Origin of the sequence: Streptomyces sp. S186, assembly GCF_051603415.1 — a bacterium.
Lineage (GTDB): Bacteria > Actinomycetota > Actinomycetes > Streptomycetales > Streptomycetaceae > Streptomyces.
Genome location: NZ_CP193932.1, coordinates 7,322,044 through 7,341,672, shown reverse-complemented (window position 1 = coordinate 7,341,672; position 19,629 = coordinate 7,322,044). Strand labels below are relative to the sequence as shown.

At 72.9% G+C, this 19,629-nt stretch carries 15 protein-coding genes; 5 read left to right on the top strand and 10 right to left on the bottom strand.

Annotated features, from left to right (window positions below; translation table 11 throughout):
• Nucleotides 1-73: 73 nt before the first annotated feature.
• The 3 genes from ACRAS8_RS31745 to ACRAS8_RS31735 all read right to left on the bottom strand — a co-directional run bounded on the left by ACRAS8_RS31745 (nucleotide 74) and on the right by ACRAS8_RS31735 (nucleotide 2,543).
• On the bottom strand, nucleotides 74-430 hold the full coding sequence (locus ACRAS8_RS31745; RefSeq protein WP_438489423.1) for a darcynin family protein: 357 nt from the start codon (nucleotides 428-430) through the stop codon (nucleotides 74-76).
• A gap of 34 nt (nucleotides 431-464) precedes the next feature.
• Nucleotides 465-1,517, bottom strand: a complete 1,053-nt coding sequence (locus ACRAS8_RS31740) for a bile acid:sodium symporter family protein (protein WP_438489422.1) — start codon at nucleotides 1,515-1,517, stop codon at nucleotides 465-467.
• Nucleotides 1,518-1,673: 156 nt separating this feature from the next.
• On the bottom strand, nucleotides 1,674-2,543 hold the full coding sequence (locus ACRAS8_RS31735) for an isocitrate lyase/PEP mutase family protein (RefSeq protein WP_438489421.1): 870 nt from the start codon (nucleotides 2,541-2,543) through the stop codon (nucleotides 1,674-1,676).
• Between the two features lie 365 nt (nucleotides 2,544-2,908).
• On the opposite strand from ACRAS8_RS31735, the gene ACRAS8_RS31730 reads away from it, so the two are divergent.
• On the top strand, nucleotides 2,909-4,132 hold the full coding sequence (locus ACRAS8_RS31730) for a sensor histidine kinase (protein WP_438489420.1): 1,224 nt from the start codon (nucleotides 2,909-2,911) through the stop codon (nucleotides 4,130-4,132).
• A 79-nt stretch (nucleotides 4,133-4,211) separates the two neighbouring features.
• Here ACRAS8_RS31730 and ACRAS8_RS31725 read toward each other — a convergent pair whose 3' ends face one another.
• Complete coding sequence (locus ACRAS8_RS31725) at nucleotides 4,212-4,877, bottom strand: response regulator (RefSeq protein WP_438489419.1); 666 nt, start codon at nucleotides 4,875-4,877, stop codon at nucleotides 4,212-4,214.
• Between the two features lie 108 nt (nucleotides 4,878-4,985).
• On the opposite strand from ACRAS8_RS31725, the gene ACRAS8_RS31720 reads away from it, so the two are divergent.
• A complete protein-coding gene (locus ACRAS8_RS31720) occupies nucleotides 4,986-5,795 on the top strand; it encodes an aminotransferase class IV family protein (RefSeq protein WP_438489418.1) in 810 nt (269 codons plus the stop codon).
• A 60-nt stretch (nucleotides 5,796-5,855) separates the two neighbouring features.
• Here the strand turns inward: ACRAS8_RS31720 and ACRAS8_RS31715 are convergent, their stop codons facing one another.
• On the bottom strand, nucleotides 5,856-6,611 hold the full coding sequence (locus ACRAS8_RS31715; protein ID WP_438489417.1) for a Pr6Pr family membrane protein: 756 nt from the start codon (nucleotides 6,609-6,611) through the stop codon (nucleotides 5,856-5,858).
• A 131-nt stretch (nucleotides 6,612-6,742) separates the two neighbouring features.
• Nucleotides 6,743-7,237, bottom strand: coding sequence for a MarR family winged helix-turn-helix transcriptional regulator (locus tag ACRAS8_RS31710; RefSeq protein WP_438489416.1), 495 nt, complete (start codon nucleotides 7,235-7,237; stop codon nucleotides 6,743-6,745).
• A 112-nt stretch (nucleotides 7,238-7,349) separates the two neighbouring features.
• Between ACRAS8_RS31710 and ACRAS8_RS31705 the strand changes: the two genes are divergently transcribed.
• A complete protein-coding gene (locus ACRAS8_RS31705) occupies nucleotides 7,350-8,087 on the top strand; it encodes a dienelactone hydrolase family protein (RefSeq protein WP_438490658.1) in 738 nt (245 codons plus the stop codon).
• Between the two features lie 13 nt (nucleotides 8,088-8,100).
• On the opposite strand, the gene ACRAS8_RS31700 is transcribed toward ACRAS8_RS31705, so the two are convergent.
• Nucleotides 8,101-13,926 carry a TIR domain-containing protein gene (locus ACRAS8_RS31700; protein ID WP_438489415.1) on the bottom strand — a complete coding sequence of 1,942 codons (5,826 nt, stop codon included), beginning with the start codon at nucleotides 13,924-13,926 and terminating at the stop codon, nucleotides 8,101-8,103.
• 104 nt (nucleotides 13,927-14,030) lie between these two features.
• On the opposite strand from ACRAS8_RS31700, the gene ACRAS8_RS31695 reads away from it, so the two are divergent.
• A complete protein-coding gene (locus ACRAS8_RS31695) occupies nucleotides 14,031-15,218 on the top strand; it encodes an SLC13 family permease (RefSeq protein WP_438489414.1) in 1,188 nt (395 codons plus the stop codon).
• Between the two features lie 14 nt (nucleotides 15,219-15,232).
• Here ACRAS8_RS31695 and ACRAS8_RS31690 read toward each other — a convergent pair whose 3' ends face one another.
• From ACRAS8_RS31690 to ACRAS8_RS31680, 3 genes are read right to left on the bottom strand one after another with little or no spacing between them, the layout of a single operon-like run.
• Nucleotides 15,233-16,075, bottom strand: coding sequence for an inositol monophosphatase family protein (locus tag ACRAS8_RS31690; RefSeq protein ID WP_438489413.1), 843 nt, complete (start codon nucleotides 16,073-16,075; stop codon nucleotides 15,233-15,235).
• A complete protein-coding gene (locus ACRAS8_RS31685) occupies nucleotides 16,056-16,715 on the bottom strand; it encodes a hypothetical protein (protein WP_438489412.1) in 660 nt (219 codons plus the stop codon). The genes ACRAS8_RS31690 and ACRAS8_RS31685 overlap by 20 nt, the downstream gene beginning before the upstream one ends.
• A 19-nt stretch (nucleotides 16,716-16,734) precedes the next feature.
• Nucleotides 16,735-17,685 (bottom strand): hypothetical protein, encoded by a 951-nt coding sequence (locus ACRAS8_RS31680; RefSeq protein ID WP_438489411.1) that lies wholly within the window; start codon nucleotides 17,683-17,685, stop codon nucleotides 16,735-16,737.
• A 413-nt stretch (nucleotides 17,686-18,098) separates the two neighbouring features.
• Between ACRAS8_RS31680 and ACRAS8_RS31675 the strand changes: the two genes are divergently transcribed.
• Complete coding sequence (locus ACRAS8_RS31675; RefSeq protein ID WP_438489410.1) at nucleotides 18,099-19,622, top strand: glycosyl hydrolase family 18 protein; 1,524 nt, start codon at nucleotides 18,099-18,101, stop codon at nucleotides 19,620-19,622.
• The last annotated feature ends 7 nt before the right edge of the window (nucleotides 19,623-19,629 follow it).

Sequence of the window (19,629 nt, the reverse complement as noted above, 5' to 3'; positions counted from 1 at the left end):
TGACTATCCGCCAGATGGCCGCCACAGGGGGCGGCCATCGTTCCTTGACGCCGGCCTGCTGCCTACTGCCTACTCAGTCACGCTGACCTGTCCGGCGCTCGTAGTCCTCGAAACCGTTCTCGACCGTCGGCAGGACCAACTCCACCTGGAAGTACGGCACGCTCCACAGCGGGCTGTCGCGAAGGCCCTCGAACAGGTCGGACCACGCGGTCAGGTCGTTCGTCGTGGCGACCAGGACATCGGACGGGGACGCGGCCCACGCTTCGGCATCGAACCAGCGGACCCGGACGGCGTCGTGCTTGTCCAACAACGGCTGCACGTGTTCGGCGATGATCTGCCGGCGCTCGGCGCGGCCCAGCGCCAACCACGAGGGCAGCGCCGTGAGGTGGACGAATATCGTGAACTGCGGCTGCGAAGGTGCGTTGCTCATACGCGTCATTATCGACGCACAGCCCCAGTGCCAGTCACGCCACTACGCGTACGGGCACCAGCCGTCCTGGCTCATCGTCGCAGCGGCGGGCGAGGTAGGCGCAGAGCACCAGTTGGAGGGTGTGGTAGAGCATCAGCGGCAGGACCATGATGCCGATCCGGTCCGGGGGGAACAGGACGGTGGCCATGGGCAGCCCGCTGGCCAGGCTCTTGTTGGAACCGCAGAAGACGGCGGTGACCCGGTCGGCGCGGGGCAGGCGGATCAGGCGCGCGGTGCCGTTGGCCACGAACAGGGCCAGGCAGAGCAGTGCCAGGCAGACCGTGGTCAGCAGAAGCAGTCGCGGCGGTGGGACGCGGTGCCAGATGCCTGCGGTCATGCCGTGGCTGAAGGCCGAGTAGACCACGAGCAGGATCGAGCCGCGGTCGCAGAGGGTGGTCAGTGCCCGATGGCGGCTCAGCCAGTCGGCGATCCAGCGGCGCAGTGCCTGTCCGGCGAGGAAGGGCACGAGGAGTTGGACGGCGATGTCGGTGAGTTGAGCCGGGGTGATGGGAAGGCCGCCCGGGCCGGCGGCGGGACCGGTTCCGGTGTGCTGGATGAGGCTGACGGCGAGCAGCGGGGTGAGCACCACGCCGAGGACCGTGGAGAACGACGCCGAACAGATGGCGGCGGCCACGTTGCCGCGGGCCATCGAGGTGAAGGCGATGGCGGACTGGACGGTGGAGGGCAGCACCGTCAAGTAGAGGACACCTGCGGCGAGTTCGGCGCTGAGGACCGACTCGGGCAGCAGCCCGGCCGCCAGTCCGGCTGCCGGGAAGACCAGGAAGGTGAGGGCGAGAACGGGGAGGTGCAGCCGCCAGTGCCGCACGCCGTCCAGGGCCGCTTGGGGGGAGAGCCGGGCCCCGTAGAGGAAGAAGAGCAGGCCGACCGCCAGGCGGGCGGTGAGCGAGACGCCCTCGGCGGCGGCTCCGTCGGTCGGCGCGAGCGCGGCCAGGCCGATGACGCAGAAGAGCGCGACGATGTACCAGTCGACGCGGCGCAGCAGGCCGGGCAGGGCAGGGCGGGTGGTTCCGGGGGAAGGGCGCGGCACGGTTTCCTCCGGGAGGGCGGCGATGCGGGGAGGGGCATGGGGCGGGGGTGGTGTGCGGGGTGGAGCAAGGAACCGCGCCGGACGGCCGGTTGAGATGCCGGATGTGATGGCAGATGTGATGCCGGATGTGCCGGCGCGGTCCCTGTCGCCTGGGCCTCAGACCGTACGCGTAGCGGCTGCCGGAGTACGGTCGTGGTGGCGGCTGAGGTTCTGCTCCAGCAGCGCCAGGCACTCGCTGACGCCGACCGCGCCCGGAACGTGCTCGGGCAGGCGTCCGTCGGCCTGCTTCAGTTGGGCCAGTGCCTGGTCGATGGCGGTCTGGGCGGCGAAGAGGCACGGCGTGCTGTAGATCGCGACGTCGACGCCGAGCTGCTGCAGCTCGGTCAGCGACAGCCGGGGCGACTTGCCGCCCGCGATCTGGTTGAACAGCAGCGGTTTGTCACCGATGACGCGGCGCACCTTGTGGATCCAGTCGACGCTGCGGACGCCGTCGACGAGGACGACATCGGCGTCGGTGGCGGCGAGGGCCTTGGCACGGCGCAGGATCTCCTCTTCCTCGGTGGCGTCGGTGCGGGCGACGACGACCAGGTCACGCCGGGAGCTCAGGACCAGGTCGAGCTTGGCGAGGTACTCCTCCAACGGCAGCACCCGCTTGCCGTCGACGTGGCCGCAGCGCCGCGGCCGCTGCTGGTCCTCCAGGATCACCCCGGAGGCGCCGCCGGCCTCCAGTTGCTGGACGACGTGGCAGGCGGTCTCCGGATCGACGTAGCCGTCGTCGATGTCGACCAGCAGATGCTGCCGGGGGAAGGCCAGTCGGAGGCGCTGGACGAAGGCGACGATGTCGGGCCAGGCGATGAAGCCGATGTCGGGCAGACCGTAGTGGGACGCCGCGAAGCCGAAGCCCGAGATGAACATCCCGTCGTAGTGACGCGCCGCCAGGGACGCGGAGAACATGTCGAAGACGCCGATCAGCGGGGTGGTGCCGGCCGCCTGGATCGCGGCTCTTAATCGGTTGGGGTGGTTCACGGTACCCTCCGATGCGTGGTCGCGTGGACTGTGCGTCGCGGCCGGCCCGTTGCCTGCCAAAGCCGGGGGTCGGTGCGATGCGTCACGGGCCGGATCAGCCGGGGGCACGCCGGAGCAGCGTGCCCCCGGCTTTCTCGTTTCTCGTGCCTGAGCTGGTTTCTCGTGCCTGAACTGGCCCGTGCGGCGGGCGGCTTGTGCGCCCTCCGCGCCAGCAGGTTAGGAAAAGGATTGGTCAATGCACAACCATGAGTTGGCAATGAGCGCTGGTGAGCGTCGCTTTTGAGCCGTCGGCCCGAGCACGGCGGTGGGCATCCTGGTCACGGGCCTGCGGGCGGTTCGCGGCCCGGCGACGGAGGTGGTGGACGGTGGACGTGACGGAACGGAGCGACGGTGGGCCGGCCGGCGAATGGCTTTTCGCCGTCGTCGGACTGCCGCTCGCACTGCTCGGCGGCACCTACGCCCTCGCCGTCCTGTACGCGGGCACGCTGCTCTCGCTCACCGTGTTCGGCCTGCCGTTCGTGGTCGTCGCGCTGCTGGGCGCGCGTGGTGCCGGCGCGCTGCACCGGCGGCTGGTCGGCCGGCTGCTCGGCGAACGCATCGAGGCGCCGGCCAGGCTGCCCCGCCCGGCGGGCCTGGTCGCCCGTGGCCGTGTCGTGCTGGGAGACCCTGTCGCCTGGCGGACGCTGCTCTATCTGGTGCTGCGGTTGCCGCTCGGCGTACTCGGCTTCGTCGCCGCCGTGCTGCTTCCCCTGGGCGGCGGCTGGCTGCTCGGCTTTCCGCTCTGGATCCGCCTGCTGGAACCGGGCCCGCGGCCGGCCGGTTGGCTGGATGCCGCCTCCGTTGTGACGGGCCTGGTTGTCCTGTTCGCAGTGCCTGGCTCGATCCGCGTGCTGACCGCGGCGAACCGAGGGCTCGCCCGGCTGCTGCTCGGCCCGGCCCGTGCCCAACAGCGCGTCCGGCAGCTGGAGACCGCCCGCGCCACCCTGCTCGCGGAGAACACCGACCAGCTCCGCCGCCTGGAACGCGATCTGCACGACGGCACCCAGGCCCGGCTGGTCGCCCTGGCCATCACCCTCTCACTGGCCGACGACGCGCTCGCCCCCGACACCGAGCCGGACACCGGGCGGCTGCGCACCCTGGTGGAGCGCGCCCGCAGCCAGACCGACGACACCATCGCCGAACTGCGGCGACTCACCCGGGGCATTCACCCGGTGGCGCTGGACGGCGGCCTGGGCGAGGCGCTGCCGGGACTCACCGCCACCTCGCCGGTACCGGTCACCGTCCGCCTGGACGTGCCGGAGCGCCCGGACCCCGTGGTCGAACGGGCCCTCTACTTCTGCGCCGCCGAGCTGCTCACCAACGTCGCCAAGCACAGCGGCGCCCGCTCGGCCGAACTCATGGCGAGCGCGACCGAAGACCGCATCCGCCTGACCGTACGGGACGACGGCCACGGCGGCGCGGCCCTCGGCGCCGGCACCGGCCTGACCGGTCTGGCCGAGCGGCTGGCGGCGGTCGACGGCGTCCTGCGGGTGGACAGTCCCCCGGGAGGCCCCACCGTGATCACCGCCGAGCTGCCGACGCGTCTGTGATCGCCCGCGACTGTGATCGCCCGCGCCCGTCTGTGACAGAGCGTCAGCACCCCTGCTCTTCCCCGGCTCTCCCCCGGCCCTACCCGCCGCTCTCCGCCAGATATGCCAGGACGGCCTTCACCCGCCGGTTGTCGGTCTCCGTCGCTCGCAGGTCGAACTTGGTGAAGATGGCGGCGATGTGCTTCTCCACCGCCCGCTCCGACACCACCAGCAGCCCGGCGATGGAGCGGTTGGAGTGGCCCTGGGCCATCAGCTCCAGCACCTCGCGCTCGCGCGGGGTCAGGGTGTCCACCCGGCTGCGCCGTCCCCCACGCATCAGCCGGGTGACCACCTCCGGGTCGAGCGCCGTGCCCCCGTCGGCGACGCGGTGCAGCGCGTCCACGAACTCGGAGGTGCGGGCGACGCGTTCCTTCAGCAGGTACCCGACGCCCCCCGCGCCGTCCGCCAGCAGCCGGGACGCCCAGGCGGTCTCGACGTGCTGGGAGAAGACCAGGATGCCGACCTCGGGTGTCCTCGCCCGGATCTCGACGGCGGCGCGGATGCCTTCGTCGGTGTGGGTGGGCGGCATCCGGATGTCCACCACGGCGACGTCCGGCAGGTGCTCGGCCACCGCCGCGAGCAGCTCGGGCGCCGTACCGGCGGTGGCCACCACCGCACATCCGCGGGCGCCGAGCAGCTCGACCATCCCGTCACGCAGCACGACGGAGTCCTCGGCGAGTACGACGCGCAGGTTCCTGTTGGTCACGACGCCATTATCGGACCGAGGTCCGGGGCCAGGGGCCCGGGGCCAGAGGGGCGGCCCCGGTGGTGTCACCCGCTGACGGCGTCGTCCCTCGACTGGCAGGCTGGCCGTATGGCAGAACGCGAGGGAGAAGTCGGTGGAAGGTTCGACGGGGAAATCAATGGAGAGCCGGTCGGGGTGGCTGAGCTCCGGGCGCTGGCGCTGACCAACTACGGCCACTTCACGACCATGCGGGTCGACGACGGGCGGGTACGCGGTCTGTCCGGGCACCTGAACCGGCTGCGGCGGGACTGCCGGACGCTGTTCGACGCCGACCTCGACGTGGCGCGCGTGCGGGAGCTGGCCCGTCGCGCCGCTCCCGCCACCGGATCGACCGTGGTGCGCGTCACGGTCTTCGACCCGCACCTCGATCTCGGCCACCCGAGCACGGCCAACGACCCACAGGTACTGGTCACCTCACGGCCGGCCGGGGCGCTCCCGGTCCCGCCGCTCAGGGTGCGGTCCGTCCGATACGTCCGCGATGTTCCGAGCGTCAAGAGCGTCGGTCTCTTCGCCGGACTCCATCATCGGCGCCAGGCACAGTTGGGCGGGTTCGACGACGCCCTCTTCGTGGATCACGACGGAGTCGTCTCGGAGGGCGGCACCTGGAATGTCGGCTTCTTCGACGGAGCCCGGGTTGTCTGGCCCGACGCCGACTGTCTGGCCGGGGTGACGAGGGAGCTCCTCAAGGCGGCCGTCGATCACGACACCCGGCCGGTCCGGCTGACCGGCCTGTCACACATGCGGGCCGCCTTCGCCACCAACGCGGCGATCGGCGTCCGCGCCATCACGGCCGTTGACGACTTCGAGCTACCCGCCTCCCACCCGGCCATCGACGCGCTGGAGGAGGCGTACCGGGAGATCGAGGGTGAGGTGTTGTAGCCGGCTGCCAGTGCCGGTGGCGGCCTGACCCGTGTCTTCAGGCCGCCGCTGTCCCGGAGTTCAGGTCCGTCCGCGCAGGCGGGGGCGTATGCGATCGAGGAGGACGAGGGCGAGGGCCAGGCCGTAGAAGGCCAGGGCGAAGACGACGGCGTTGGTGGCGATGCCCGCGTAGCCGTGGAGGTCGACGTCGAGGAAGGGGTACGGGTAGCGGCCCTCGGTGCCGGGGGCGAGCAGGGCGCCGCGGATGAGGGCGAAGGGGAGGTAGAGGAGGGGGTAGCCGAGCCACTGCCAGGCATATCTGAGCGGGTAGGCGCCGGGGGCCGTGAGGACGAGCCAGTCGAGGACGGCGGCGAGGGGGGTCGCGGTGTGGAGGAGCTGACTGGCCGCCGTTTCGAGGGGGGTGCGGTGACTGGTCATGGCGAAGCCACTGGAGTCGTTCGACAGGACGAAGTGGAAGACGAGTCCGGTGATGCAGATGTAGAGCAGTGCCGCGCCGGTGATGCGCGGGGAGAGGGCGGGACGTCCCGTCCAGGCGCGGCCGGCGGACCAGGCGAAGACGACGACCAGCAGGATGTTGGACTGGATCGTGAAGTAGCTGAAGAGCCGGCCCAGGTCGTGGGAGGCGGTGATGTCCAGGGCGATGCCGGTGATCCCGGTCAGGGCCGCGAGTGCGCGGAAGGCCGCCGCGACGGGGCGGCGAGCCTCCGCGACGGAGAGTACGGGGACGGCCGCCGCCTCGGGCAGTCCGGCCCGGGCCGTGGACTCGGTGGCGGCAGCAGGGGCCGCGGAGGTGATGGGGGGTGTTGGATCTGGCATTGGCCCACCTTACGGCCCGGCCCCGCGAGAGCTCCCGGGGACTCCGGGACCGCTACGGCCGCGGGACCAGGAGTTTGGTGAACGTGCCCGGAACGTGGAACGCTGATCCGCCCTCGGGTGCCCCGCGCGGGTCAGGAGGGGCGGGAGTGATGGTCCAGCAGGCGGCCGAGCAGCCGCGCGAGCTGGTCGCGTTCGGCCGGGCTCAGCGGTTCGAGCAGCTCGTCGTGGAGGTCGTCCAGGATCTTGTCGAGGCGGCGCAGGTGACGGCGGCCCCGGGCGGAGATGGTGATGAGGTTGCGGCGCCGGTCGTCGGGGTCCGGCGCCCGCTCCACGAGGTCCCGCTCGGCCAGTTCGTTGAGCACGCCGACCATGTCGCTGCGGTAGATGCCGGTGCGCCGGCTCAGCACGGCCTGGCTGCCCGGTCCGAAGTCCTGCAGTGAGGCGAGTACGGCGTAGTGCCACTTCCGGGCGTCGACCCGGGCCAGTCCCTCGTTGATCAGCCGGTCCGAGCGGGCGGTCAGCTGCGACAGCAGCCGGCTCGTCCGCCGGCGAAGCCGGTCGGGCGTCCTCGGCGCGTCGTCGTCGGGCGCGCCGTCGGGCCGGTCCGCTGCTTCGGCTCTGGTCATGGCGCCCATCCTACCCATTGCGTTAGTCCCACTAACGATGTACGTTCGCTCGCGCCGACACCGTTAGTGCCACTAACGGAAGTCGGGCGAACTCCAGGAAGGAAGATCCGCCATTCCCACCAGGACACTGCAGATTCCCACCCCCGACGGTCAGGCCGACGCGTTCGCCGCCTTCCCCGACCACGGCGCGCGGCACCCCGGGGTGCTGATGTACGCGGACGGCTTCGGCCTCCGGCCCGTGCTGCGGGAGTTGGCCCGCGAACTGGCCGGGCACGGGTACTACGTGCTCGTCCCGCACCTCTTCTACCGGCACGGTCCGGCACCGCTGATCGACCTTCCCGCGCACATCGGGGAAGACGTCCGTCCCGCGGTCATGGCCCGGTTGATGCCCTTGATCGAGGCGCACTCCACCGACCGGGTCCTGCGCGATGCCGACGCCTACCTCAGGTTCCTCACCACCCGGCCCGAGGTCAGCCCCGGACCCGTGGCGGTGACCGGCTACTGCATAGGCGGCCTGTGGGCGGTGCGCACCGCCGCGGCCCACCCCGGCCAGGTGGCCGCCGTCGCCGCGTTCCACGGACCCGTGGCCGCCGACGGGCCCGGCCTCCTCGCCCAGCTCACCGCCCGGGTCCACCTCGCCCACGCCGAGACCGACGTGTCGCCCGAGGCCCTCGGCGAGCTCAACCAGGCCCTGGACGCCGCGGGTGTCGACCACACCTCCGAGATCTACCCCGGCACCGTCCACGGCTTCACCATGTCCGACACCGACGCCTTCAACTCCGCCGGGCTGCGGCGCCACTGGGACCGGCTGCTCGCCCTGCTCGACGGCGCCCTGGCGGCCGGCGGCTGAGGCTTCGGCGGTCTCACAACTCCGCGTCGAGTGGCAGGCGGTGGACGCCGGGGAGGTACTCGTCCAGTTCGCCGGGGGTGAAGCGGGCCATGCCGACGACGTGCCAGAACTCGCCGGCCACCTCGCCGTCGTACTTGTAGCCGCCCTCGGGGGTCAGCGCCGCCCAGCCGCCGGGGACGCCGATGAGGGTGGCGTGCGGGGTGGGCGGACCGTCCGGCGCGGGGACGTTCCACAGGCGGACCGTGCCGTCCTCGCCGCCGCTGGCCAGGAGGGTGCCGTCGGGGCTGAAGGCGAGGGAGAAGATCCGCCCGGTGTGGCCGGCGAGGCGGGCGGTGCGGGTGCCGGTGCGGGTGTCCCAGAGGCAGATGACGCGGTCGTCGCCGGCGGTGGCGAGCAGCGGCAGCCGGGGGTGGGCGACGGCCGCCCAGAGCCGCCCCTGGTGTCCGGCCAGGATGTGCTGGGGGGCGCCGTCGCGCCAGACGATGGCGGTGCCGTCCCAGGAGGCGCTGGCCAGCCAGTCGCCGTTGGCGTCGTCGGAGCCGAAGGCGACGGCGTAGACGCGGTCGCTGTGGCCGTCGAGTTCGGCCGTCAGCCGGCCGCTCTCCTGGTGCCAGAGGCGGACCCGGCCGTCGTCGCAGCCGGTGGCGAGGGCGGTGCCGTCGCAACGGAACGCGATGGACCGCACCCGGCCCCGGTGCTCGGAGAGGGTGGCGACATGGGCGCCGGTGGCGCGCCACCACAGGCGGACCGAGTCGTCGTCGTTGGCGGTGGCGAGCAGCGTGCCGTCGGTGCTGAACGCCTCGGCCCAGGTGTGGTCGGTCTCCACGTCCATCTCGCGGAGGTACTCGCCGGTCACGGCGTTCCAGAGGTAGACGTCGCCGTCGTTGCTGGCGGTGCCGAGGATCGGTCCTGCGGGGCTGAAGACCGCGGAGATCAACCGGTCGCCGCGGCCGGTGAGTTCGGCGGTGCGGCGGCCGGTGCGGGCGTCCCAGAGGCGGACGATTCCGTCGTTGCCGCTGGTGGCCAGGCGGGCGCCGTCGGCGCTGAAGGCGACGGTGTTGACCCGGCGGCCGTGGCCGCGCAGGATGCGCTGGCCCTGGCCGGTGTCGGCGTTCCAGATCTGGGCGCCGCCGTCGTTGCCGACCGTGACGAGCTGGCTGTCGTACGGGCGGAAGCGGCAGGCCCAGGCGGAGCCGCGGTGCTCGACGGGCTGCTGGCGCAGCAGGCTGATGGTGCGGTGGCCGCCGGAGAGGGCGACCCGCCACAGGCGGACGGTGCCGTCGCTGTCGCAGGCGGCGAGGAGCCGTCCGCCGTTGCCGAACATGACTTGGTAGACGGCGCCGGTGCAGCGCTCCAGCGCTCCGGCGGGGGCGCCGACGACCGGGTCCCACAGCCGGACCTGGCCGTCGGTGTCGCCGCTGACGAGGAGGTTGCCCTCGGGGTGGAAGTCGAGGGTGTAGACGCGGCCGGTGTGGCCGGTGAAGGTGTGCAGCAGGCGGCGCTCGGCGAGCTGCCAGACCCGGACCGTGCCGTGGTCGTCGGCGCCCTGGTCGCCGGTGGCCAGCAGGGTGCCGTCCGGGCTGAACCGGGCGCGGTACACGGCGCCTTCGTGGCCGTCGAGGCTGCCGGTGCACTTTCCCGTGCGGGTGTCCCAGATCCGGAGGTTGGCGGCGGCGTCGCCGGTGACGAGGGTGCGTCCGTCGGCGCTGAAGACCGCGGTGTAGACGGGGGCGGTGTGGCCGGGGAGCCGGTGCAGCGGTTCGCCGGTGGCGGCGTCCCAGAGGGTCACCAGGCCGTCGGCGTCACCGGTGGCGACGAGGGTCCCGGCGTCGTCGAGGGAGACCGGCCAGACACCGCCGGGGTGGATGTCCAGGCAGTGCAGCTGGCGTCCGGAGACCGGATCCCACAGGCGGACGGTGCCGTCGGAGCTGCCGGTGGCGAGGATCCGGGAGCGGAACTTCACGGCGTAGACGCGGCCTTCGTGGCCGTGCAGGGTGCGCAGCGCGCGGCCGGTGTCGGCGGCGCAGACCAGCACGCCGCCGTCCTCACTGCCCACGGCGAGGAGTTCGCCCTCGGGGCTGTACGAGAGGGGTTCGGGCAGCCGGCTGGTGCGCATGTCGAAGCCGTACGGGACGCCGACGGCGGCGGGGCGGAAGCCGACCTCGACCGGCATGCCGGGGGCGAGGGCGGCGGTGCGCAGCTCGGGGGCGGCACGGACCTGCGGGTCGGTGAGCGGGTCGATGAGCGCGGCGCGCTGCCAGCGGCTGCGGGTCAGGCGGGCGCCGCGCAGGTCGGTGCGGGTGAGGCGGGTGCCGCGCAGGTCGGCGCCGGTGACGTCGGCGCCGGAGAGGTCGGCGTGGTCGAGGCGGGCGCCGTTGAGGCGGGCGTCGCGCAGCACGGCGCCGGAGAGGTTGGCACCGATGAGGCGGGTGTCGGTGAGGTCGGCGCCGGTGAGGTCGACGCCGGAGAAGTCCCGCCCCGAGAGGTCCTCGCCGGAGAGCCGGGCGCCGCGCAGGTCGGCGCCGGCGGGGACCCGGAGCCGGTCGATGACGCGGACGGCGTTGGCGCGGGCGGCGTCGCTGACGCCGGGACCGGGGGCGTTGAGGACGGTGCGGACCCAGGCGGTGCTCAGGTCGTGGTCGGCGAGGTCGCAGAAGAACTCGACGGCGAGGGCGCTCAGCGGGCGGGCGGCGAGCAGGGTGCTGTCGCCGTCGGCGAGGCGCTCTGCGGCCTCACGGGCGACGAGCCATTCGACGACGGAGCCGTGGATGAACTGGAACAGGCCGTCGTCGGTGCGGACCAGCAGGCTTCCGGCGCCGACGGCCTGGGCGCTCTCCTGGGTGGTGAGGGTGGTGCCGGCGAGCCCCGCGAGGGCGGCGGCGACGGTGTCGGTCAGTTCGTCGAGGTGCAGCGCGGCGCGGCCGGTCTGCCACAGGCGGCGGGCGAGGGCGGTGACGGCGGCCCAGAGGTGGTCGAGGGTGAGGCCGGGGGCGGCTCCGGGGCCGCCCTGGCCGCGGCGTTCCTCGTGGACGAGCCAGGAGGTGAAGACGTCCTCGTAGAGCCGGGCGGGGCTCAGGGCGCGGCCGGCGCCGGCGACGGCGCGCAGCTGGTCGGGGTCGAGGTCGGCGACGAAGCTGAGCAGCCGGGGGTTGGCGCACAGGGCGAGCAGATCGGGGATGTTGCCGAGGAGTTCGAAGCGGCGGTCGGCGGTCTCCTCGTCGCCGTAGCGGTTGACGAGGTAGGCGCGGATCTGCTCGGGGACGAAGCCCTCGACGGCGAGGATGCGGCGCTGCGGGAGCAGGCCGACGCGTTCGCCGAGGGCGGTGAGGATCTGGTCCTGCGACTTGAAGTGCTGGGTGCGGCTGCTGACCACGATCTTGGCGTTGTCGACGGCGGCGTTGAGCAGGACCTGGAGGTGGTCGGCGGCGCGGTCGTAGCTGACGCGGTTGACCAGTTCGTCGAAGCCGTCGAAGAGGAGGACGACGCGGCCCTGGCCGAGCATGTAGCGCAGGGCGCGCAGGTCGATGGTGTCGACGTCGTGGCCGGCGAGGTGGGCGGCGACCAGCCCTTCGAGGCTGTGGGCGCGGTCGAGGGTGTGCAGCGGGATCAGCAGCGGCGTGAGGTGCGGGAGGCGCTCGGGGAGGCGGCGGGCCAGCTCGCGCAGGGCGAAGGTCTTGCCGTGCCCGAAGTCGCCGAGGAGCAGCATGAAGCGGCCGTGGTCGGACTCCAGGAGCTGGAGCATGGCCTCGACGAGGTGGCCGCGCTCGTCGGCGTCGGGGCGTTCGGCGTCGCGGTAGCGCTGCGGGAGGTAGAGGTCGGGGGCGTAGCGGTCGTCGTTGCTCAGCCGGGCGGTCTGGGCGGTGACGTAGCCGCGCAGGTCGAGGAGGCCCTGGAATTCCAGGAAGCTGCGCACGCGGATGCCGCGGCGCCCGGCGCGTTCGCGCAGGGACTGCTCGGGGGGCGGGCCGTCGTGGACCAGTTCGGCCTCGGATCCGGTGTCGGTGGCGTGGGCCTGGGCGAGGAAGCGGTCGAGTTCGGCGTCGGTGGGGGTGCCGGGGTGGACGGCGATGCGCTGCTGGCGGACGACGCCCTCGTCGCTCCAGGTGACCATGATCTGGGCGAGGTCGGCGGGGGCCGCGCGGGGGACGTCGCGCAGGCGGACGCCTTCCTGGCGGGCGCGGCAGACCTCCTTGACGCGTTCGACGAGGGAGTCGGCGGGCTCGTCGACGGCGCGGTTGTCGGCGGGCTGGACGGCGGCAGGCGGGGCTGCGGGCTCGCCGGGCCGTGCGAAGAGCCGTCCGGCGCCCTGCCAGGCGACGGGGATGACGGCGGGTTCGGTGCCGCCGGCGCCGGTCCAGCGGGTGACGCCGTCGGCGGTGACGCGGAGCAGCTCGAACCCGGCGGGGGCGGCCGAACCGTACAGCGGCAGGGTGCCGTTCTGGAGCGGGAGGTGGTCGTGGGACGGCTCGCCGCCGGTGGTGCGGGGGCCGCCGCTGGGGCCGTGCAGGACGAAGTGGAGGCGGGGCGCGGCGAGTCGGGCGAAGGTGTCGACGTCGCGGAGCGTGCCGGGGCCGCCGGCGGCGTCCTGGGGGCGGCGGCGGCCGGTGAGCGGGTGGCGCAGCGCGCCGATGCGCAGCCAGCCCTCCTCCTCGTAGCCGCGCAGTGCCTCGGCGAACCAGGCGGCCTGGTCGCGGCCGAGGAAGCCGTACTGGTCGTCGGGGCGGTGGCTGGCGGCGATGGAGGAGTTGAACCCGGCGACGACGGTGTGGAGTTCGGGAACCGGGAAGAGGGTCCAGGGCTGGTCGCTGTCGAAGACGGTGTCCAGGCCCTCGTAGAGACCGCGGAACAGGCGGGTGTAGTGGCGCCACTTGGGCCAGTACGGCGGCTGGGGCGGGATCTCGTCGGCCTCGCAGGTGTGGAAGTATCCGCGGCAGGCGGCCTGGCTGACGTCTTGGTTTCCGGGGACGACGATGACGCGCTGCGGCGGCAGGTCGAGCTGGGAGCGCAGTCCGGTGAGGAAGCTGAGCGCCTGGTCGCACTCGCGGGGGCTGCCGGAGGCGGTGAGGTCGCCGGTGACGACGAGGAGGTCGGGTGCGGGGGCGCCGGCGTCCTTCAGCTCGACGAGGTCGCCGCGGATCTCCCGGCGCAGCGCTTCCGGCTCGCGGCCGCGACCGAAGTCCGGTCCGGCGAGGTGCAGTACGGTCAGGGCGCCCTGGTCGCGGGCCGCGTCGGGGACCTGCGGGTAGCGGGGCGCGCGGGCGGGGCGGCGGCGGCCGGACCAGCCGGTGCGGCCGAGCGGACGCTGCCGGCCGTCGGCGGTGGCGGGCCCGGGCAGCTCGAAGGAGCCACTGGACGTCAGGGAGCCGGGGTAGCCGGGGCGGCGGCCGGGGCGGGCGTGGCCCTCGACGGCCTGGCCGACGCGGGTGAGCAGCAGGCTGCGGGCGACCTCGGCATCGGCGACGCCGACGAGGTCGACGTAGGTGATGGTGGCGAGGAGGCCCTCGATGGGGATGTCCTCGACGCGGACGGTGAGCAGCTTGCGCTCGGGCTCCTCCGGTTCGGCGCGGAGCGCGGCCTGCCACTCCATCCGGCCGTAGGTGGAGCGGCCGTAGTGGCCGGAGAGGACGGCGATGACGGCGACGGACTCGCTGACGCCGCGGTCCATGAAGTCGATGAAGTTGGTGCCGGCGACGAAGTCCCACGCCTGGATGACGGTACGGTATCCGGCCTCCTCCAGGGTCCAGGCTATCCAGGACGCCCATTGCTCGTCGGCGGGCGAGTAGCTGATGAAGAAGTCCAAGTCACGCGTCCGGCCGAGCAGTTCCCCGTCAGTCACCATGGTCCCATCGTAGGAGTCCGGGGGCCGCGGGTCAGGCGGTTTCCCGCCCTTGGTCCGCCCGCTCTCCCCCGCTCCGTCCGGCCCCGTGTGCGACCCTGTCGGGCGTGCGATTTCTCAAGCGTCTGCATCTCCTGGACTGGCTCGCCGCCGGGCTGTTCGCCTGCGGCCTGGTGTGTGTGGCCACGGGACTGTTGCCGGCCGCGCCCGCCGGGGACGCGATGGCGCGGATCGGCCCGCTGCTGGTCTTCCTGGCGACGGTCATCGTGATGGCCGAACTGACCGGCCGGGCCGAGGTGTTCGACGCGGTGGCGTCCTGGGTGGCGCGGACCGGGCGGGGCAGCTATCCGCGGCTGTTCGGGCTGTGTGTGCTCTTCGCGTCGGTCACCACCATCGCGCTGAACCTGGACACCACGGCGGTGCTGCTGACGCCGGTGATGCTGGCGCTGGCCGGGCGGGTGGGCATCGCGCCGGTGCCGCTGGCGATGACGACGGTCTGGCTCGCCAACACCGCGAGCCTGCTGCTGCCGGTGTCGAACCTGACGAACCTGCTGGCGGCCAACCGCGTGGGGCTCTCCCCCGTCGCGATGGCCGCCACGATGGGCCTGTCCCAACTGGCCGCGATCATCGCGACGATGGCGTGCCTGTGGGGCTTCTACTGGCGGCGCGGACGGCGGGGTTCCGACCGGTACGTCCCGCCGGAGCGGCGGGCGCCGGCCGATCCGGTGCTGTTCCGGGTGTGCGCGCTGGCCTGTGCCGGTTTCCTGCTGGCGATCCTGCTGGCGGACCTGCCGCTGTGGTCGGCGTCGCTGACCACGATGCTGATCGTGGTGGTCGCGTTCGCGGTGCGGCGCCCCGCCGAGCTGCGGCTGTCGCTGGTGCCGTGGCGGCTGCTGGTGCTGGTGCCGGGGATGTTCCTGGTGGTCGAGACGGTGGACGCGCACGGGCTGCACACGCTGCTGACGGCGGCGATCGGGCCGGACGGCGGCCTCGGCGGCATGCTCCGCTCGGCGGGCGTGGGCGCGGGCCTGTCCAACGTCCTCAACAACCTCCCGGTCTACATGGCGGGCGAGGCGGCCGTGCCGGTCGGCAACCACCACCAGTTGCTGGCGCTGCTCATCGGCACCAACGTCGGCCCGCTGGTCACTCCGTGGGCCTCGCTGGCGACGCTTTTGTGGTTCGAGCGCTGCCGGGGCCAGGGCACGGTCATCCCGCTGCGGCGCTTCATGGGGACGGGGTTCGTCCTGGCGGTGACGGCGACGCTGGCGGCGACGGTGGCACTGGCCGTGGGGTGAGCGGCCGGTGCCGCTCAGGCCGCCCGCGTGCGGGCGACCACGTCGAGCAGGTACGTCAGGGTGTCGCCGCGGGCGGCGACGAAGCTGCGGTCGGTGTCCGGGCCGACGGAGCCCACCGTGAAAGGGCCGCCGGCCAGGGTGCGGAACTCCACGCCCGTCTCGGTGGCCAGCAGGGCGCCGGCGGGGAAGTCGATGCCCTCCGCGCGGTAGCCCACGAACCCGTCGATCGCGCCGCGCGCCAGCATGCTCCAGCCCAGCAGCGGCGCCCACAGCTGGAGCACCCGCCGGGTGCAGCGCTCCAGTTGGCCCCGCAGTCCCGCGGCCACCCGGTCGGCCCGGCCCACCGCGTGGCCCTGGGTCCAGGCCACCACCGGACCGCTGCGCGGGACCGCGCCGGACGGGCCCGGCAGGCGGTCGGGCCCGCAGGCGGCGCCCTGGCCGCTGACGGCCCGCCAGGTGGAGCCGGTGACCGGTTCGTGCACCACGCCGACGACCGGCGCGCCGTCCACGCACAGTCCGATGCCGACGGCGTACGCGGTCAGGCCGATCGCGACGTTGTTGCTGCCGTCGAGCGGATCCACCAGCCAGGTGCGCCGGCCGACGGCGTCCAGGAGCCCGGCCTCCTCGGACAGGATCCGGTCGTGCGGGAAGTGCGTCTGGAGGCGGGCCAGGATGAGCTTCTCCGCGGCCAGGTCGAGGTCCGTGACGAGATCGCCCTCGGCGTCCTTGACGCCCACCGTCCGCGCCGCGCCGAAGCGGCCGCGCAGCAGGACCCCCGCTTCCTCCGCCGCGGCGACGGCCACCCGCGTCTCGCTCGCGTACGGTGCGGTGTCCCGGTCACTCGCGCTGCTCGGCATGGATCCTCCTGAGTGCTGTGCGGACGGTCCGCTCGGTGTGTTCCGCGCTGCACAGCCGGCGCACCGTACGATGGCCGCGGCCGTGCAGGGGGCCCAGGGAGAGGTCGGTGTGGCCGGGCAGCGACCGGCCGAGCACCAGGGTGGCGGCGGGCCGGCCGCGGGGGACGACGGTGGCGTGGAACTCCCCGGCCGGCAGGCTGTAGGTCTCGCCGCTGCCGCTGGAGGCGGCGGGGCCCGGTGCGCAGTGCACCAGGCGGGAGGTGGGCCTCAGTTCGTCGACGCCCGACGGGGAGCTGAAGACCTCGAAGATCCGGTGGGTGGGGTTGCGCGCCTCGTCCGTCACCGTCACCGGGAGGTTGCCCACCCGGCCGAAGAGGACATAGCTGCGCAGCTCCCAACTGTGGGCGTGCATGGGGTCGGCGGTGGGGTCGGCGGGGACGCCGGTGCCGAAGAGGTGGACGCAGACGCCGCGGGCGCCGTCGCGGACGAGCGGCAGGCACAGGAAGCCGAGCGGATGGTGGACCGCGCGTAACTCCCTTTTGCCGCAGGCGATGTCCTCCAGGGCGCCGGTGACGCCGGCGCGGGGTGCTCCCCGCGGGGTGCCGGGCCGGAGCAGTCGGTCGAGCGTGTCGTAGTCCATGAGCCGCGCCCGAGGCGTCTCACCTCCGGTAGGGGTCCTCAGCGTGCAGGGCTTTCTCGACGATCTCCGCGACGTCGGCGTCGCTGAACACCGAGGGCAGCGGGAGGGCGACGTCGTCGAAGACCGCGCGGACCTCGTCGACGGTCGGCGCGTCGCCCAGCGGGCCGATACCGCGCAGATCGAGGGGGGTGGCCTGTTCGCGGCTCTGGTGCAGCTCGGTGACGTAGTAGTCGTAGAGCGGCTGGTCGCGGGCGACCAGGAGGTTGACGCGGTTCGGGTCGTCCTGGGTGATGATCAGGCAGGACTCGGAGAGGTCGAAGCGGAGGGTGGGGACGCCCGAGGAGAGGTGGACGCTGATCTCCAGGGTGTCGAGCCGCTGGTGGAACCAGCAGGCGGCCAGGACCGTGGCGTAAGCCTCCTTGCGGGTGCGGTCGGTGGTCCAGGCGTCCGCCGCGTCGTCGTTGCGGCGGCGGGCGAAGGTCTGACGGAAGCGGGCGTAGGCGGCGCAGGTCTGCTCGTCCGCCGGGTTGATGATGTCGATCTTGACGCTGAGCTGGGCGCGTTGGCGGGTGGCGGCCTCGACGCACCGGGGCAGCGTGACGGCGCGCAGGTAGGTGCCGGTGCCGCCCTTGAAGTACCAGAGGTTGGTCTGGGCGCGGGCCCGTTCCAGTGCGTCGCCGACCTGGTCGCCCGTGAGGGAGCGGACCATGGCGAGGTCTTCCAGGGCACGGCGGGTGTCCGCGGACGCCTCCTCGATGTCGGCCTTGCGACGCAGCCGTTCCGTCATCGTGCCGACCGCGAGCGCGCCCAGCACCAGCAGCGTCGCGCCGGACGACACCTTGTCGCTGATGACGTCGCCGAGGACGTCCATCAGGCCGATGGTCAGGCCGAGCCCCACGGCGACGAGCCCGTCCAGGTTTCTGATCGCCCAGGCGACGACGAACTCCACCCGCCCCACGCGCTGTGCCACGTCGAGTCCCCCTCCTCGCTCCCTGGCATCGTAGGAGCAACGGGCGGGCTCTGGCCAGGGTTTCCTGAGGTCACCACACCCCCGGTTCGACGGCCACCGCACCCGCTTCAGCGGACGTGTCCGGCCCTCCCCAGCACACGACCTGAGCAACCGTCAAGGCAGACCACCACCACGTCCGGGTACGTCCGGGGCGGCCCGTCGGGCGGGAAGGCGTGCGGGGGCTGGTCCAGGGTGTCGCGGTGGGGCTGGTCAGGGCGGGGGCCGACACCGGCACGGATTGGTCCAGTCCAAACTTGGTTCAGTCCATTGACGCGTTCCCGCCCCCGGGGCTATCCCATATCCCACACCGCTGCGCACAACGGGCTGCGCACACAAGGGATTTGGCGGTCTACCTCCTCACAATCGGGACAGACATGAGACGCAGGCGCTCCCTCCGTGCAGCACTCACCGCTGCCGTCACCGCCGTGGCCACGGCCGGTCTGACCGCGTTGGGCGGGAGTGCCGCCCACGCGGCGACCCCGCTCCCGGCCCATGTGTTCGCTCCCTACTTCGAGTCGTGGACGGGCCAGAGCCCCGCCGCACTCTCGGCCCAGTCCGGTGTCAAACACCTGACGATGGCGTTCGTCCAGACCGCGTCCAAGGGCTCCTGCACCCCCCTGTGGAACGGCAGCACCGACACCCCCGTCTCCCCGGCCTCGTTCGGCGACGACATCAAGACCATCCAGGCGAAGGGGGGTGACGTCATCCCGTCGTTCGGCGGCTACACCGCGGACACCACCGGCACCGAGATCGCCGACAGCTGTACCGACGTCAACCAGATCGCCGCCGCCTACGAGAAGGTGATCACGACCTACGACGTCTCGCGCCTCGACATGGACATCGAGGCCGACTCGCTGAACGACTCCGCCGCCGTCGACCGCCGGAACAAGGCCGTCAAGCGCGTCCAGGACTGGGCGGCCGCGAACGGCCGTACGGTCGAGATCTCGTACACCCTGCCCACCACCACCCACGGTCTCGCCGACAGCGGCGTGGCCCTGCTGCGCAACGCGGTGGACAACGGCGCCCGGGTGGACGTCGCCAACATCATGACGTTCGACTACTACGACAACGCCACGCACGACATGGCCCAGGACACCCAAACCGCCGCCCAGGGACTGTACGACCAGCTCAAGCCGCTCTACCCGGGCAGGTCCGCAGCGCAGCTGTGGGGCATGATCGGCATCATCGAGATGCCCGGCGTCGACGACTTCGGCCCGGCCGAGACCTTCACCCTGGCCAACGCCCACCAGGTCTATGACTGGGCGGTGGCCAAGGGCATCGACACGCTGTCGTTCTGGGCACTTCAGCGGGACAACGGCAGCTGCCCCGGCGCCCCGTCCGGCGACAGCTGCTCCAGCATCCCGCAGAACACCTGGGACTTCAGCCATGTCTTCGCACCGTTCACCGGCGGCGGGACGGCACCGGTGAACGACTTCTCGGTGACGGCCAGTCCGGCCGCCGCCTCGGTGACGGCGGGCGGCCGGACCAGCGCCACGGTGCGCACGGCGGTCACGGCGGGCGCGGCGCAGCGGGTGGACCTCACCGTCGGCGGGGCGCCCGCCGGGGTGACCGCGGCGCTGAGCCCCACGTCCGTGACGGCCGGCGGCTCGGCCACGCTCACCGTGTCCACGACCCCGGCGGTGGCCAACGGCACCTACCACCTCGATGTGACCGGCACCGGCCCGTCCGGCACGCACACCGCGTCCTACGCCCTGACCGTCACCGGCGGCAGCGGCAACCAGTGCACGGCCGGCCCATGGAACAGCGGCGCCGTCTACACCGGCGGCCAGCAGGTCTCCTACAAGGGGCACACCTGGAAGGCCAAGTGGTGGACGACCGGCGAGGAGCCCGGAACCACCGGCGAGTGGGGTGTCTGGCAGGATCTCGGCGCCTGCTGACCGGCAC

Excerpts from the sequence above, each read along its gene's own strand:
- ACRAS8_RS31745 (WP_438489423.1), bottom strand. The coding sequence starts at position 430 with ATGAGCAACGCACCTTCGCAGCCGCAGTTCACGATATTCGTCCACCTC.
- ACRAS8_RS31720 (WP_438489418.1), top strand. The coding sequence starts at position 4,986 with ATGGCAGAACGCGAGGGAGAAGTCGGTGGAAGGTTCGACGGGGAAATC.
- ACRAS8_RS31715 (WP_438489417.1), bottom strand. The coding sequence starts at position 6,611 with ATGCCAGATCCAACACCCCCCATCACCTCCGCGGCCCCTGCTGCCGCC.
- ACRAS8_RS31710 (WP_438489416.1), bottom strand. The coding sequence starts at position 7,237 with ATGACCAGAGCCGAAGCAGCGGACCGGCCCGACGGCGCGCCCGACGAC.
- ACRAS8_RS31700 (WP_438489415.1), bottom strand. The coding sequence starts at position 13,926 with ATGGTGACTGACGGGGAACTGCTCGGCCGGACGCGTGACTTGGACTTC.
- ACRAS8_RS31690 (WP_438489413.1), bottom strand. The coding sequence starts at position 16,075 with ATGCCGAGCAGCGCGAGTGACCGGGACACCGCACCGTACGCGAGCGAG.
- ACRAS8_RS31685 (WP_438489412.1), bottom strand. The coding sequence starts at position 16,715 with ATGGACTACGACACGCTCGACCGACTGCTCCGGCCCGGCACCCCGCGG.
- ACRAS8_RS31675 (WP_438489410.1), top strand. The coding sequence starts at position 18,099 with ATGAGACGCAGGCGCTCCCTCCGTGCAGCACTCACCGCTGCCGTCACC.